Annotated in this window: 13 protein-coding genes; 3 read left to right on the forward strand and 10 right to left on the reverse strand. The window is 56.2% G+C overall.

Annotated features, from left to right (window positions below; genetic code table 11):
- Positions 1 to 7: 7 nt before the first annotated feature.
- The 6 genes from thiL to yyaC all read right to left on the reverse strand — a co-directional run bounded on the left by thiL (position 8) and on the right by yyaC (position 6,967).
- Positions 8 to 1,063 carry a thiamine-phosphate kinase gene (gene thiL / locus AB1S56_RS20000; protein WP_340868950.1) on the reverse strand — a complete coding sequence of 352 codons (1,056 nt, stop codon included), beginning with the start codon at positions 1,061 to 1,063 and terminating at the stop codon, positions 8 to 10.
- A gap of 152 nt (positions 1,064 to 1,215) precedes the next feature.
- Positions 1,216 to 2,298 (reverse strand): HD domain-containing phosphohydrolase, encoded by a 1,083-nt coding sequence (locus AB1S56_RS20005; protein WP_340868948.1) that lies wholly within the window; start codon positions 2,296 to 2,298, stop codon positions 1,216 to 1,218.
- Positions 2,299 to 2,480: 182 nt separating this feature from the next.
- Positions 2,481 to 4,160: a diguanylate cyclase gene (locus AB1S56_RS20010; protein ID WP_340869153.1), complete on the reverse strand. Its 1,680-nt coding sequence runs from the start codon at positions 4,158 to 4,160 to the stop codon at positions 2,481 to 2,483.
- A gap of 92 nt (positions 4,161 to 4,252) precedes the next feature.
- On the reverse strand, positions 4,253 to 5,446 hold the full coding sequence (locus AB1S56_RS20015; RefSeq protein ID WP_340868947.1) for an SAM-dependent methyltransferase: 1,194 nt from the start codon (positions 5,444 to 5,446) through the stop codon (positions 4,253 to 4,255).
- Positions 5,447 to 5,513: 67 nt separating this feature from the next.
- A complete protein-coding gene (locus AB1S56_RS20020) occupies positions 5,514 to 6,356 on the reverse strand; it encodes an alpha/beta hydrolase (RefSeq protein WP_340868945.1) in 843 nt (280 codons plus the stop codon).
- A gap of 35 nt (positions 6,357 to 6,391) precedes the next feature.
- A complete protein-coding gene (gene yyaC, locus AB1S56_RS20025) occupies positions 6,392 to 6,967 on the reverse strand; it encodes a spore protease YyaC (protein ID WP_340868944.1) in 576 nt (191 codons plus the stop codon).
- A 149-nt stretch (positions 6,968 to 7,116) separates the two neighbouring features.
- Between yyaC and AB1S56_RS20030 the strand changes: the two genes are divergently transcribed.
- Complete coding sequence (locus AB1S56_RS20030; RefSeq protein ID WP_340868943.1) at positions 7,117 to 7,341, forward strand: DUF1128 domain-containing protein; 225 nt, start codon at positions 7,117 to 7,119, stop codon at positions 7,339 to 7,341.
- 82 nt (positions 7,342 to 7,423) lie between these two features.
- Here the strand turns inward: AB1S56_RS20030 and AB1S56_RS20035 are convergent, their stop codons facing one another.
- From AB1S56_RS20035 to AB1S56_RS20050, 4 genes are all read right to left on the reverse strand, one after another.
- Entirely contained in the window at positions 7,424 to 7,885 is a 462-nt protein-coding gene (locus AB1S56_RS20035; RefSeq protein ID WP_340868941.1) for a hypothetical protein, read from the reverse strand.
- A gap of 144 nt (positions 7,886 to 8,029) precedes the next feature.
- Complete coding sequence (locus tag AB1S56_RS20040; RefSeq protein ID WP_340868940.1) at positions 8,030 to 9,622, reverse strand: UDP-glucose--hexose-1-phosphate uridylyltransferase; 1,593 nt, start codon at positions 9,620 to 9,622, stop codon at positions 8,030 to 8,032.
- A 40-nt stretch (positions 9,623 to 9,662) separates the two neighbouring features.
- Positions 9,663 to 10,649 (reverse strand): UDP-glucose 4-epimerase GalE, encoded by a 987-nt coding sequence (gene galE, locus AB1S56_RS20045; protein WP_340868939.1) that lies wholly within the window; start codon positions 10,647 to 10,649, stop codon positions 9,663 to 9,665.
- A 37-nt stretch (positions 10,650 to 10,686) separates the two neighbouring features.
- Positions 10,687 to 11,859 (reverse strand): galactokinase, encoded by a 1,173-nt coding sequence (locus AB1S56_RS20050; protein ID WP_340868938.1) that lies wholly within the window; start codon positions 11,857 to 11,859, stop codon positions 10,687 to 10,689.
- A gap of 206 nt (positions 11,860 to 12,065) precedes the next feature.
- Here AB1S56_RS20050 and AB1S56_RS20055 point away from each other — a divergent pair, with 206 nt between their 5' ends.
- Both AB1S56_RS20055 and AB1S56_RS20060 read left to right on the forward strand, forming a co-directional pair.
- The gene (locus AB1S56_RS20055) at positions 12,066 to 12,947 is read left to right on the forward strand and encodes an AraC family transcriptional regulator (RefSeq protein WP_340868936.1); all 882 of its coding nucleotides are present in this window, start codon (positions 12,066 to 12,068) and stop codon (positions 12,945 to 12,947) included.
- 40 nt (positions 12,948 to 12,987) lie between these two features.
- Positions 12,988 to 14,217 carry an FAD-dependent oxidoreductase gene (locus tag AB1S56_RS20060; RefSeq protein ID WP_340868935.1) on the forward strand — a complete coding sequence of 410 codons (1,230 nt, stop codon included), beginning with the start codon at positions 12,988 to 12,990 and terminating at the stop codon, positions 14,215 to 14,217.
- Positions 14,218 to 14,311: the final 94 nt, after the last annotated feature.

Raw genomic sequence — 14,311 nt, forward strand, 5'->3', positions numbered from 1 at the left:
CACCCGTTCATTTGTCAAAATGATTATAGCCCCGCTTCTCGACCGCCCTTCTCAGGGGCAAGCCAGCATTCGCACCGCGAGAGCCGCTCCGCTGCACCCTGATCAGCTGCACGTCCGGAGCGCCTTCCTCTACAAACCCGATTAGATAGAACGGCAGGCCTCGTTCATGGAACGCAGCCTGAATGGCTTCCGCTCGCGCACTGTCAACCGTTCCGACAAGAACATAGTCCTCGCCTCCGTACAACATCCAATCCAGCGGCTGAATACCGCTTCTGGCAGCATAAGCGGCAAGAGTACCGCTCACCGGCAGCAAGCGTTCCTCCAATACAATCCGCACGCCTGACGCCTCCGCCAGCTCCCACGCCTCGCTCGCCAGGCCGTCGCTGACATCGTTCAGGCTGCTGCATGCGCCTGAGTCCAGCAGCAGACGGCCGGCCAGCACCGAAGGCTTAGGCCGTCGATGAGCGGCCGCCAGCGCCTCCCAATCGGCAGCTCTGCCGTCCTCGCGCAGCAGCAGATGCAAGCCGGCTGCAGACATGCCGAGCGGGCCCGTTACGAATACCGCGTCGCCAGCTCGCGCGCCTGAGCGCCGAAGCTCCTTGCCCGTCTCCACCATCCCCGTAAGCGTCACGCTGATGACCATGTGGGTGGGCGCCGAGGTCGTATCGCCGCCTATGACTGCAACGCCATACCGCTCGGCACAGGCGTACAAGCCGTCGTACACACGCAGCATTCGCTCCGGATTATAGGATGCCGGCACACTGACCGATACAACGGCATGAAGCGGCACGCCGCCCATAGCCGCAATGTCGCTGACATTGGCGGCGAGCGCCTTGTACCCGACGTCCTCGTCGTTCATCGTTCCGGAAGCGAAGTGGACCGTTTCCACCATCGTGTCAACGGCAAGGAGCAGACTGCCTTCGCCATTCAATCCATAATCGGCGGGGGCAAGCCGCACAACTGCCGCGTCGTCTCCGATGCCGAGCGCCACTCCGCGCGACTGCTGCCATTCCCTAGATTGCCGATCGGCCGTCCAATGACGGATGCTTGCGAATTCGTCCAACGTTCCCTTCTCCTATCCTTGAAGCTATTTCTCCCATTTTACCTTAAACCTATCGACATTCAAAGCTTCCCGGACACAACAGACAAGCCTCCGCCGTCCCGTCAGCCGAGCGGGACGCAAGAGGCTTGGTTGCTGCGCGGCAGAAGCCGCTGCTATAGCTCTTTAATAATCGTGATGTGCATTTCATTTTTTAATTCAATCTCATAAGGCGTTTTTGGCGGCTTGCCGTCCGCCTCTGCGATGACGCGCACGCGTGGACGATGCACGGCGAGATCATTATTGTGCGAAACGACAACCTCCTGGCCCGTGCTCAGCAGCAGCGTAGTCGCGATTGGATACACCGATATATGCTTGCAGAACAGTCTAATCAAGTCCAGATCGAAATAGGTGCCGCCCGCCGCGAACAGAAACTCGACCGCCTCGCTGGTTGTATACCGCTTGCGATACGGCCTTGGCGATACCAACGCGTCATACGTGTCGGCGAGGCCGACAATCTGTCCATACATATGAATATCGTCCTTGCTAAGGCCGCGAGGATATCCCGAGCCATCGAAGCGCTCATGATGCTGCAGCGCGCAATGGGCGGATACAATGGATATGTCGTGATGCTTGCGCAATATATCGAAGCCCTCATTGGGATGCGTCAGCAGAAGCCGCCTCTCCTCCTCCGACAGAGGTCCCGTCTTGCTTAACAATGCCGGAGGCAGCTTGGTCATGCCAATATCGAAGAGCAGCGCGCCAATGCCAAGCTCTTCGAGCTGATTGCGGTTAAAGCCCTTCGCGATGCCCATAATGCCGGCCAGCACCGCAACGTTGAACGCGTGCTGGAATGAATACGCATCCATAGAATGGATGCTCGACAGGTTCACAAGCATATTCGGCCTCGTCGCCAGATCCTGCATAATGCTGCCGAATACCGCCCTGAAGTTCCGTCCCATATCCGGAGCGATCGTCTTGCCTTTAGCGATCTTCTCGTCCTTGAACGAGTTCATCGTCTTATAAATCATATTGACAGCCTGCGACCGCGTCTCGTCCCGAATCGTCTCCTCGGGAACGATGTCGGACGTGATGCCGTCCTCAATGTACAGCATATCGATGCCGAGACTGCGCAGGCGATTAATGTACCGGTCGTTTAATTCAATGCCTTCGCCAAGAAGCACGTTGCCATTCTCTTGGAAGACGGGTCTTGCAACCTTGTCTCCAGGCTTGACCATGTCCAGTTGAACTCTTCTCATCCGATTGCCCCCGCCTTTGAACCTTCCTGATCATCCCTGCGGTCGGTCAGGTATTTCTTATCTTAACAGACATCTGTCATTCTGACCATGTCGCTTTGCAAGAACATACAATAACCCCGATTCCTGTCTTCGAGCGCGAAGGGAATTCGGGGTCTGCAGTATGACATACGGCTTCGAACAAGCTAAGCGTGCTTTCGCTTGACGATACGGTTGCGCCCGCTGAACTTAGCCTCGTACAGGGCCGCGTCCGCTTGGGTCATCAGCTCGCGCAGGAAGGCCTTCGGGTTATCAAGCGCGCTGGCATTGAATTGCTCGATCGAGATGACCCCCATGCTGATGGTCACACTGACCGGTATGCCGTTCACGCCTGTCGAGACATGGTTCTTCTCAACCGCTTCCTTGACCCGTTCGGCGATGGCGTCCGCCTGCTCGCGATTCGTATGGGGGAGATATACGGTGAATTCCTCCCCGCCGAACCTGGCCAGCACATCGGTCAGCCTCAGGGCGCCCTTCACGGCCTCAACCGTGCTGCAGAGCACCTCATCGCCGACGATATGGCCATATCGGTCATTAATTTGCTTGAAGTAGTCCAGATCAAACAAGAAGATAGAGAACGGAATACCGTATTTAATATTATTGATAACCTCAGCTTCCATCTGCCCCAGCAGATAACGCCGGTTATAGCAGCCGGTGAGGCCATCCGTAATGGCCATATGCTCCAGCTTCTTGTTCGCCTGGTACAGCTCGTCCTGCATCATAAGCAGCTCGCGATTGCGCTCCTGCAGCAGCTCATTCTGCCTATTCGTCTCCTCGACAAGCATTCGGAGCTCCGTTACATCCTGAATCGTAAGAACACGGCCTACCACGCGCTTCTTCTGATTCAGAATAGGAGCCGACTGCACAATGACATGGCGAACTTGATTCATGTCCATCGACAGCTCCACCTCATGCCTCTCCAGAGGCTGAAAACGCTGCGCGTCAAAAAAATGCTGAAGCTGTCTCTTCGTCTCCCCCTTGAACTGGTTAATCATCGCATCCGCGCTGAAGGCATCCCCAATACGGGAGCGGATGAACGGCTTAATCACCTTGTTAAGCTCGATAATCATGCCATTCTCATCCATGACGATAATGCCCATCGACATGGTATTCATAATATCCTTCTGCACGATCTGAATAATGTCGAATACCTTGTTCCGGCTGATAGCGTGTACAATATAAATCGCGGTTACGGTCATGCCTACGGAAATAATAGGGATATACCGGGAAAGCCATTCAACAAATGCGACGTTGATGACAAAGTCCACAATGGCAAAAAACGAAAGCACAAAAACGCCGTTAAGCGCCGTACGAACCATCTTCCGCTGGCGGGCTGAATCATCCTTCCTGCCCAGCTTGTAGAGCAGGATGATAAGCGATACCGACAAATATAAAACAAGCTGACCGATCATCACCCAATAAAGCGAGCCATGCTGCAGCTGCTTTAGCGGCTCCAAAGCAGTATTAATGGACAGAAAACGCCCATCAGGATTCCATACGACGACTGCAACCGATACGAGCGCAGGCAGCGAGAAGAGGATAAGCCGACTCTTGCGAATGACGTAATATTGCCCCGTCAGGAACAGAATAAAAGCAAACCACCCGATGCCAAGCAACGACAGACCAATATACGATGCTGATAGGTAGAATAACCTATACTTGATTTCAAAAGCAGTCTGCGAGGCGAATTGGAACAGTGGCCATAGCATAAATACGACATGCAAAAAAATGTAAATGCGATGCAAGACCGTAACCGTGCTGGAGGCAAATACATACAAAAACAGGCCCAGCAGCACTAAAAACATACTAAAGTCGAGCCAAATCATCCATTCCAATTCGGTTCACCCATCCATTTGACAGCCATCTTCTTCCATTGTATCAAATGTTATTCCGATCGACAATTAGCTATTTTTGCAGATTATGAGATTGGCTCAGAGGCTTTGGGCAGACGCTCGGCAATCATCGACTCCAGTGCTGGTGACAGGCTTAGGAAATCTCTGAAACTTTCGTACTGCTTCCACTTGGAAGCCGGTAGTGCTTTTTGCCCGGACGCGACAGCTCGAATCAGCAGGTTTTTGGGCGTATGCTCCGGGTCCACAAACTCCAGCATCTGCACCTTGTACCCCAGAACCTCCAGCAGATTGCCCCTGATTGCGTCTGTCGCCAAAGCGGCGAAGCGCTCCTTCAGCAGCCCCTGCGTCAGCAGCGGAGCCATCACATCGTTCTCAATCTGCCGGAACGCCTCGTGCTGGCAGCACGGCACCGACATAATGACCGACGCCCCCCAGCCCACAGCCTTGGCAAGCGCGGCGTCCGTGGCTGTATCGCAGGCGTGGAGCGTTACCACCATGTCGGCCGACTGCTGTCCCTCGTATTGCCCGATATCGCCAACAAGGAAGCGGAGCTTATCATAGCCGAGCTTCCCCGCGAGCGCCGAGCAGAAAGCGATGACATCCTCCTTCAGATCCAATCCGACCACCGAGATGTCCCTGCCCTGCTCAACCGCCAGGAAGTGATATAGAGCAAACGTCAGATAGGATTTCCCGCAGCCGAAGTCGACAATCTTCAGCTCGCGATCCCTTGGGAGTGCGTCCAGCACATCGGATACCATCTCCAGGAATCGGTTGATCTGCCGATACTTGTCCTGCTTCTTCGCATGCACACGTCCCTCAGGCGTCATAATGCCCAGCTCGACGAGGAAGGGAGCGGGCTTTCCCTCCTCCAGGATACGATTTTTGGGACGATTATGCTCCAGAAGCGGCTCGCGAGCCTTGCCCGTGGCAGGCTGCTTGCGCATAGTCGCCTTACCCTTGCTGTTCAATAGTATTTGCACATCCCAATCCACAAGCTTCACCAGCGCCTGTCGGTAGGTAGACGCCAGCAGATCCAGCAGCCGCTCGGCAGCCTCGGCCTCCTCCAGATTAAGATGCGTCACCTTCTTTGCAAAATGTGATTCGAACTGGTATCGCAGCCCTTCCTTCAGCTTCACCGGGCGCACCACTGTCTTCGAGGGCTGCTCGCCCGACTTCGAGCGGAGTGAGCTCAGCGTCGCCTGAAGCAGCTTCCCGCTGCCCATCCACTCTACTAATTCCTTTTGCCATTGTTCCGTCATGCCTGCTATGGTCACTCCTTCGTTACGCTTCCCCACATCTTCTTCATCATTCATTTCAGCCGTACGGTCAGATCGAGCGTATGAAGGAAGCGAGCTCCTCCGCCAGCTGAGCGGAGCATTCCTGCATGCTCATGTGGCCGGCTTGTTCAAGCTCCACCTTCCTCGTATCCGCACCAGTTGCGGCGAACGTGCTGGATGCCGGGATGAGTCCATCCTGCGCGCCGGATACAAGCAGCACGGGCAGCTTCGACGCTTCAATGACGCTCCCCCGATGCGGCCTGGACTTCATTCCCCTCGCGGTCGCGATCGCTCCGTGCTTTGACGTCGCGTAGCCGATTTCCTTGCAGCGGGCAAGCTCCGGCCCCATATCGTCCAGCCGGTCCTGCGCGAACAGCTTCGGTATAAGACCGTCTACAAAGGCCCTCACGCCCTCGCTTTCGATTGCCTCAATCGCCTTGTCCCGGTTCGCCTTCGCCGCCTCTCCGTCAGGCAATGAAGTGGAATGAATGAGACCGAAGGCGGCGAGCTTCTCGGAATGCCGTTCAGCGAATGCAAGCGTGATATAGCCGCCAAGGGAGTGACCGAGCAGCACCGCGCGCCGAACCCCAATCGCGTTAAACAGGCCCGCCAGGTCCTCCGCGAACAGCTCCATCGTATACGTCTCTTCGTCCGGCGAGCTGCTGTCGCCATGCCCTCTGGCATCGGGCGCGATAATGCGGATAGACGCCGCAAGCTCGTCTACCACCTTCTCCCAATAAGCAGAGCTGCCGCAGTAGCCATGCAGCAGGACAAGAGCCGTATCCAAGCCATGCGACTCCTTGGAATCATAATAGGCTAGCCGAACGCCATTATCCAGCGTTACTTCCTCCTGGGCGAGCGTCGTGAAGATGTTAGAATCGTGATTTGCCATATGCTGTATCCCTCCGTTTCCATATATGTATCAACTTACCCCATTTGGGGCTTGTCCAACCAAGCTTCGTCTATAGCGGCCGCTGTCTGCTTCGCCATCTCCATCACCAGATGCAGCGAGGTGGTCTGAAGCATGCCGTATGCCTTGGGACCAAATAAATTAACGACGCCTCTGATGCTCACGTCGCCAACGGGAGGGAGCCGCCTGCCAATCGCCGAGCCCGGCAGCAGCGGCCCATGCGCCGCCACAAAGCCCCCTACAGAGGCAGCTTTGCCGAGGCACGCGTCAATCGCGACAATCGACCAGGCCTGCTCGCGCATCGCAGCGGCCTTCAGCACGGCCGCCTCCACTGCGTGGGCGTCGCATGGCTGCTCCAGCGTGCCGACGACATGCGGCCAGCCGCGCTCCTTCAGCAGCGATCCCACCAGTGGTCCATATGCGTCTCCCGTTGAGCGGTCGCTGCCGATGCATACAAAGAGCAGGCGTCCGGAATTCGGTACCGCCGCTCCAGAACGCATAAGGAACTGCGCGAGCTCCCCTTGGCCGTTAAGGGTGTGAAGCTCCTGGCTCTCCGTGACCCCTGTTTGTTTTTTTGAAGCTCGCTGTGCCATCCCCGTCATCCCTCTTCCTCACGCCGCCGATTATCTGTCTGTTTATTGTACCGGATTCCGATCCTCCCTTCAATTTGTGGCAACCCTCGCAGCCCGCATGGTACAATGGCAGGAACACAGCAACTGGCGAGAAAGGAGCAGAAAACCGAATGAATCTGGAGCACGCTAACCAAGAGAATGTGGAATTTATGATTGAAACGATTAAAACCAAGCTGCGGATGGCTTCCGGGGCGGCCATGCAGGCCTCCCATTTCAGCGTAGAGCAATACGAGGATATTAAGGATTTGTATGATGTGGTGGAGTCCAAGAACAAATTCAGCATCAGCGAAGTAGAAGCGCTCGTCTCCGAGCTTGGCAAGCTTAGAAAAAAATAAGTTTGAACAGAAGAACCGGGATCGACTTAACGATCCCGGTTCTTCTTGTCTATGGCCCGCTATAATGCTTTACAAGCGTGGCCTACTCTTCTGTTTCCTCTTCGCTTGCTGCAACTGGCTCAACCGCTTCGATGGACAGCTTGATAGAAATGTCCTTGCGCTCCCCCTTGAGGAAATGCGCCAGACGCTCCAGCTTATCCGCGAGCTCGGGACCGCTCAGCGTCGTATTCAGCTGATAGTCGAAGGAATCCGACGGTAGCTTGGAGCCGTAGGAGCTTCCGCCGCGCCATCCGCGATCCTCCATCATGCCGGGACGCTGCGCCAGCTGCTCCTGGGCCGGATAAAATTTATCCGACTTGTTCACGACGCGCTCATAAATCCGAAGCTTCTTCAGCAGCATGTAATATTGGGCGGAATGCTTGAAGTTCCAAGCCTCCCGAATATCCTTCAGCGTATAGTCCATCTTCCAGCGCTTCAGCTTCTCAACCTGCTCCTCCGTGCTAAGCTGCAAAAATTCATCAAGCGGCAGCATTTTCTCCGGCATTTCAACCCCTCCAATAGTGAAAATCAGTCGTTACTAATTAAATTATTATGCAAAATACACTATTTATTAAATAAAAAATACCATAATTTTTTCACGAATACAACAAAGAACCTCTCCGATTATCGGAAAGGCTCATCATTGGTGTTAAACCTGCGTCAATCCCGCGGATTGAAGGAAGGCTCGGAACGCTTGCGCGCCTTGCTCCGTTCGCTTGAACACGCCGGCATCCTTCAGGACATCCAGGAATTTGTCTCCCGTCTCAGCCCTCAATATGTCCAGCGCTTGCTCCGAGCTATGGGCGCTGCCATGCCGGCCTACAAGCTCTATTGCCCATTCCGCGTGCTTATGAAGCGGATGAGCGGCATCCTGAAGCGCATGGACGCTTTCTCCCGCTTCGCCGGTCAAGTAAGCCGACAGCTTCTCGAGCTCCTCTTTGAGACGGCCAGGGAGCACCGCGAGGCCCATCACCTCAATCAGGCCGATGTTCTCTTTCTTGATGTGGTGCAGATGCGCGTGCGGATGGAAGATGCCGTCGGGATGCTCCTCGCTGGTCCGGTTATTGCGCAGCACCAGATCCAGCTCATAGAGCCCGTTATCCCGCAATCGAGCAATCGGCGTAATCGTATTGTGAGGCACCCGCTGTCCGTCCGCCCCCACCGTATACGCCCGAACGTTTGCCGTCTCGTCGCTGTATTCCCGCCACAGATCGAGAATGCGGCATGCCGCCGCGTGCACATCCGACTTGGAGGAGCCGTTCAATCTCAGGACGGTCATAGGCCAGTCTACCATGCCGAACTGTACGCCCGGCAGCTTCTCGTCGCGGAACAGCGCGTCGATCGGCGCCTTCTCCATCGCGAAGACATGCCGCCCCGCCTGGAAGTGGTCGTGGCTGAGAATGGATCCGCCCACAATGGGCAGGTCGGCGTTAGAGCCAATAAAGTAATGCGGGAACTGCTCTACGAAATCCAGCAATCTCGCGAAGGAATCATGGGACACAACCATTGGCTCATGGGCCGCTTTAAACACAATGCTATGCTCATTGTAGTACACATATGGTGAATATTGGAAGAACCAGTCCTCACCACGCAGCTTCAGAGGAATAATGCGCAGGTTCTGACGGCCGGGATGATCCGCGCGGCCCGCGTAGCCGACATTATCCGCGCAGAGCAGGCACTTGGGATAATGGGCCTGCGGCAGCGTCTTGAGCAGCGCGATTTCCTTGGGATCCTTCTCCGGCTTGGACAAATTGATGGTCATCTCCAAGCTGCCATACGGCGTAGGATGAAGCCAGATTTGATTTTTGGCGATACGGTCCATACGAATGTAGTTGCAGTCTATGCTTAAGCGATACAGGGCATCTGTTGCGGCTGACACGCCCTCCCCTTGGGACTTGCGGCGGAAATCCGCAGCCGTCTCCGACGGTCTTGGCATCAGCAGGCCCATAATGCGCGCGTCCAGCAAATCCCGATATGTCAATGTATTATCGGGGATGAGTCCGATGGCGAAGCCGTAATCGAGGAGCGGCTCCAGCAGCGTAACGGCGCTGTCCAGCTCCTCCTCAGGGGCAGCCTGAGCGCCCGGCTCTGTGAAGCGGAACAAGTCAAGCAAAGCGTTCCGCCCCGCGGCGGCATCAAGCTCGTGCAGCAGACCGCGCTGCTTCCCGAACTGCACCAGTCTTTCGATATTCAGCAGCGCTTCTTCAGCGGAAGGCGCCGTCTGCTTATTCGTTGTAGTCATCTCTTGTTGCTCCTCTCACGGGATATCTGGCTGGGACTCCTTAGTCCTCGTAGCCGCTGGGATGCTCGACATGCCACGCCCATGCGCTTCTTATGATATCCTCCAGCTTGCTGCGGCTCGGCTTCCAGCCAAGCTCCTGGCGGGCGCGGTCCGAGGAGGCCACCAGCACCGCCGGGTCGCCTGAGCGGCGCGGCTCAATGACGGCAGGAATCTCCTTGCCCGTCACCGCGCGGGCGATCTCGATAACTTCCTTCACGGAAAAGCCTTGGCCATTGCCCAGGTTGTAGATGGAGCTGTCTGCCCCGCCGCGCAGACGGTCGACGGCCAGGACGTGAGCGTCTGCCAGATCGCTGACATGAATGTAGTCACGGATGCACGTGCCATCCGGCGTATTGTAGTCATCCCCGAAGATGGAGATATGCGGACGCTTGCCCAGTGCGGCTTCCAGCACGATAGGCACGAGATGCGTCTCCGGGCGATGATCCTCGCCGATGCGTCCGCTGGCGTGGGCGCCTGCGGCGTTGAAGTAGCGAAGCGAAATATATTTGATGCCGTGCGCGACGTCGAACCACTTCATCATTTGCTCCATGGCCAGCTTTGTCTCGCCATAAGCGTTCGTCGGCAGTGTTCGATCATATTCGTCAATCGGCACGTTCTCCGGCTCGCCGTAGGTTGCGGCAGTGGATGAGAACACGATCCGGTTCACGCCATGCTCGTTCATCTTCTCCAGCAGGCACAGCGTGCCGTATACATTGTTATGATAATATTTGCCAGGCAGCTTCATGCTTTCGCCGACCAGCGAATTGGCCGCGAAGTGAATGACCGCGTCGATGTTATTTTCGCGGAAGACCGTATCCATAAACTCGCCATCCCGCAGATCGCCGACATACAGCTTACCGCCCAGAAGAGCGTCCCGATGTCCCTGCTGCAAATTGTCGACTACTACGATCTCCTCGCCGCGCTCCAGCAGCGCGGCCGCCGTGTGTGAGCCGATATACCCTGCCCCTCCTGTTACCAATACCGCCATGTTGATTCTCCTCCCTATACTCCGAGATAAAATGTTATCAGCTTAACCGTTCTACGCCGTTGCCGATGCTGCATACATAGAAGTCCGCTTGCAGTCCTGTCGCTTCCGTATAATGGCGTCCCACTTCCTCCTTGAAGCGTTCAACGCTATCCTCATGGACCAGAGACACCGTGCAGCCGCCGAAGCCGGCGCCCGTCATGCGGGAGCCCAGCACACCCGGCACCCGGCGCGCCGCGTCGACCATAGCGTCGAGCTCGTCGCCTGTGACTTCGTACAAATCGCGCAAGGAATCATGGGACGCGTTCATCAGCGCTCCGAAGCTCTCCAGATCGTTGCTCTTCAGGGCCGTGATGGATTGCAGAACCCGATCGATTTCTTCCACGACATGCTCCGCGCGCTTGCGCACTGTCTCATCCTTAATCAGATGCTTGGACGCGTTGAATTGCTCCAGGCTCAGCTGGCCCAGCAGCTCCAGCTCCGGATGCTCCGCACGAAGCTCCTGCACTGCCCCCTCGCATTGCGCGCGGCGCTCATTGTACTTGGAGTCGACCAGCCCTCTGCGCTTGTTCGTGTTGCCGATGACCAGCTTGTAGCTGCCGGACTGGAAGGGCACGAGCTCATATTCCAGGGTGTCGCACATGAGCAGAATCGCGTGATCCTTCTTGCCGTTCGCTACCGCGAATTGGTCCATAATGCCGCATTTGACGCCGTTGAATTCATTCTCTGACTTCTGCGAGAGCAGTGCGATCTTCACCGTATCCGTCGGCAGCCCTTCCATATTCAGCAATGCGTACGCTGTTACAACCTCGATGGAGGCCGAGGAGGACAGGCCTGAGCCATTGGGAATTTCGCCATGGTACAGCAGATCATAGCCGCTGCCGAACACTACGCCTTGGCCCAGCAGCTCGTTCACGATGCCCTTGGGATAGTTCATCCAGTCATCCGCTTCATCGTAGACGATGGAATCGATAGACAGCAGCTTGGATGCCGGGAAGTTCGTGGTAGCCAAGCCCAGCCCCCTGTCCTCGCGCTTGCGGATAAGCAGCGTGGTGCCGAACGTCAGCGCTGCCGGGAATACATAACCTCCGTTGTAATCCGTATGCTCGCCAATCAGATTGACGCGGCCAGGCGCATGGAATACCGCAATGTCCGCCGCTCCTTCGCCATATTGCTGTACAAATCGTTCCTTTAATGCGGCAATGTTCGCCATATGCTATCACATTCCTTTGCTTGTTAGGATGTTATTCGTTATCTCTAGCATTAGTATAGTGGATTCCAACTATGAGCGAAATGGCGGTAAGTGTCGTCTATATGTACTTATGTGACTTCTGGCAGCGTTTCAAACATGCTATCATGTGGGTATGATGAATCAAATCGGTTTATTCACCGGTCTTGAAAGGGGAACAAATAAGCAGCATGCCGAATCCCATGGAATCCTACAGCGTTGTATCCAGCCAAGTAACCGCAGGACGGGCCAATCCCCGGCTGCACATCTTATTCTGCGGCGAAAGCCAGACGAAGCCGGGGCATCGGCTTGGTCCCAAGGTGTATGAGTTCCACCTCATGCATCTGGTACTGTCAGGCAAGGGCGCCTTCACGCTGGAGGGACAACGGCACGAGCTGGGGGCAGGCGACACCTTTCTCATCAAACCGGGGCAGCTGATTTCTTACGAATCGGATCCCGAGGACCCCTGGCAATATCGCTGGATCGCCTTCAGGGGCAGTGACGCTCCTCAGCTCGCTGAGCTGGGAGGGTTCTACGCCTCCGAGGGCCAGGTTGTTTCGCTTCAAGACCCCCGGAGAGCGGCCGTTCTCTATCGGCGCGTATTTGCCACCTTGAGGGGAGGCAGGGAAGCCGCCGCTCTGGAGGCAGCCGCTTACCTGCAGCTCCTGATGGCGGCCTACAGCGACGCTTCGGAGGGAGAGCGACGCTCCATCAGCGGCGCCGACCGCGTCGATGAGCAGCTTCATCGCCGTATCATCCATTATTTATCTTCTCAATATACGCACCCCGTATCCATTGAGAGTATGGCTGAGGCGCTGGGGTACAACAGAGCTTATCTGTCGAGAGCATTCAAGCAGAAGACGGGCTTGTCCCCCGTCTCCTTCCTCTTGAAGCTTCGCCTCGACCGGGCGAAGCTGCTGCTGCGCGAGCGTCCGGAGCTGACTGTGGAGCAAGTGGCCGCATCCGTAGGCTTGCAGGACGCCTTATATTTCTCCAAGCAATTCCGCAAGCAGCACGGCATGTCGCCAACGGCCTATCGCAGAGAAATGATTGGCGAGCAAAGTGAATTTTGATTTTTATGGCGGTGGACATACTAGCATAGGTGGGGTGAACATGATGAAGGAATTGCATACCGGCCAGCTATACTGGCCAACAACCATTCAGCAAGCTGCTTCTTATGGAGCTTTGAACGGTAATACCTCCGCCACAATCGCCGTATTGGGCGGCGGCATGTCCGGCGTTGCTTGCGCGTATACGTTCGCGGAGGCCGGCCTCGATACCGTGCTGATCGAACGCGGCACGATTGCGGCGGGCAGCACATCCGCCAATACAGGCCTGCTGCAATTCAGCAGCGACATGATGCTAAGCGAGCTGCAGGACCAGATTGGCAAGGAGCCTGCCAGACGCTTCTACAGAAGCAGCCTTCAGGCGCTTGAGCATATTGCCGAGCTCGCCAAGCGGCTGAAGACCGACGTTGAATTTCGCCCCAGGAGCAGCTTGTATTACGCGTCCTCGGAGCAGGAGCTTCCGGGCCTGAAGCTGGAATACGAAGCGCTGCGGGACTGCGGGTTCGATGTAGAATGGTGGGACGCCGACAAGCTGGAGCAGGAATTCCCATTCCGCAAGCCAGGAGCGATCGTCACGCATGGCGACGCGGAGATCAATCCGCTGAAGTTCGCGGTTGCGCTGTCGGAGGAAGCGGCGGCGCTCGGCCTTCGCATTTTCGAGGACACGGACATGGTCAACCACGAGCGGCTGGAGGGGAACAAGCATCGCCTCCATACCGCAAGCGGACATACGATCGACGTGGATTATGTGGTCTACGCGATCGGCTATGAGCCGGAGGAGCTGCGCGGGCGGCTTCGCCAGGCTGACCTGAACCGATCCTACGTCATTGTCACCGACCCTCAGGAGGAAGGGGAGCTGTGGCAGAACAGGATGATGATATGGGAGACTGCCCGGCCGTATTTGTATATGCGCGCCACATGCGACAACCGTATCATTGTCGGCGGGTTGGATGAGGAGAAGGAGCGGCCTGTTCATAATCGCAAGCATCAGGCTGACAGGAGCGAAGAGCTGCTGTCCAGCTTTAAGGCCCTGTTCCCGGATAGCAAGGCGAGGATTGAATTTACCTGGAACGCTACCTTCGGGGAATCGCTTGACGGCTTGCCGTTCGTAGGCGAAGACCCGTCCTGGCCCGGCGTTTATTATAATCTGGGCTACGGCGGCAACGGCACCGTATGCTCCGTTCTGGGCTCCCAGATTCTTCTGGATATGATCAAGAACGGGGCTCCGCATCCCCTGCCCTTCATCGGAATTAGAGATTTTGCCGAGCGCAGGTGAAGAAAAAGCTGATCCCACGCTTCCCCCTGCCGGGCGAATGCATGGGGTCAGCTTTTTGGCTTGCCGTTACAGGCAGTCTCCGGCAGTCTCAGAC

It is taken from the genome of Paenibacillus sp. PL2-23 (assembly GCF_040834005.1).
Classification (GTDB): domain Bacteria; phylum Bacillota; class Bacilli; order Paenibacillales; family Paenibacillaceae; genus Pristimantibacillus.

Excerpts from the sequence above, each read along its gene's own strand:
- AB1S56_RS20010 (WP_340869153.1), bottom strand. The coding sequence starts at position 4,160 with ATGATTTGGCTCGACTTTAGTATGTTTTTAGTGCTGCTGGGCCTGTTT.
- AB1S56_RS20015 (WP_340868947.1), bottom strand. The coding sequence starts at position 5,446 with ATGACGGAACAATGGCAAAAGGAATTAGTAGAGTGGATGGGCAGCGGG.
- AB1S56_RS20050 (WP_340868938.1), bottom strand. The coding sequence starts at position 11,859 with ATGGCGAACATTGCCGCATTAAAGGAACGATTTGTACAGCAATATGGC.
- yyaC (WP_340868944.1), bottom strand. The coding sequence starts at position 6,967 with ATGGCACAGCGAGCTTCAAAAAAACAAACAGGGGTCACGGAGAGCCAG.
- AB1S56_RS20035 (WP_340868941.1), bottom strand. The coding sequence starts at position 7,885 with ATGCCGGAGAAAATGCTGCCGCTTGATGAATTTTTGCAGCTTAGCACG.
- AB1S56_RS20020 (WP_340868945.1), bottom strand. The coding sequence starts at position 6,356 with ATGGCAAATCACGATTCTAACATCTTCACGACGCTCGCCCAGGAGGAA.
- AB1S56_RS20030 (WP_340868943.1), top strand. The coding sequence starts at position 7,117 with ATGAATCTGGAGCACGCTAACCAAGAGAATGTGGAATTTATGATTGAA.
- AB1S56_RS20040 (WP_340868940.1), bottom strand. The coding sequence starts at position 9,622 with ATGACTACAACGAATAAGCAGACGGCGCCTTCCGCTGAAGAAGCGCTG.
- galE (WP_340868939.1), bottom strand. The coding sequence starts at position 10,649 with ATGGCGGTATTGGTAACAGGAGGGGCAGGGTATATCGGCTCACACACG.
- AB1S56_RS20005 (WP_340868948.1), bottom strand. The coding sequence starts at position 2,298 with ATGAGAAGAGTTCAACTGGACATGGTCAAGCCTGGAGACAAGGTTGCA.
- AB1S56_RS20060 (WP_340868935.1), top strand. The coding sequence starts at position 12,988 with ATGATGAAGGAATTGCATACCGGCCAGCTATACTGGCCAACAACCATT.
- AB1S56_RS20055 (WP_340868936.1), top strand. The coding sequence starts at position 12,066 with ATGCCGAATCCCATGGAATCCTACAGCGTTGTATCCAGCCAAGTAACC.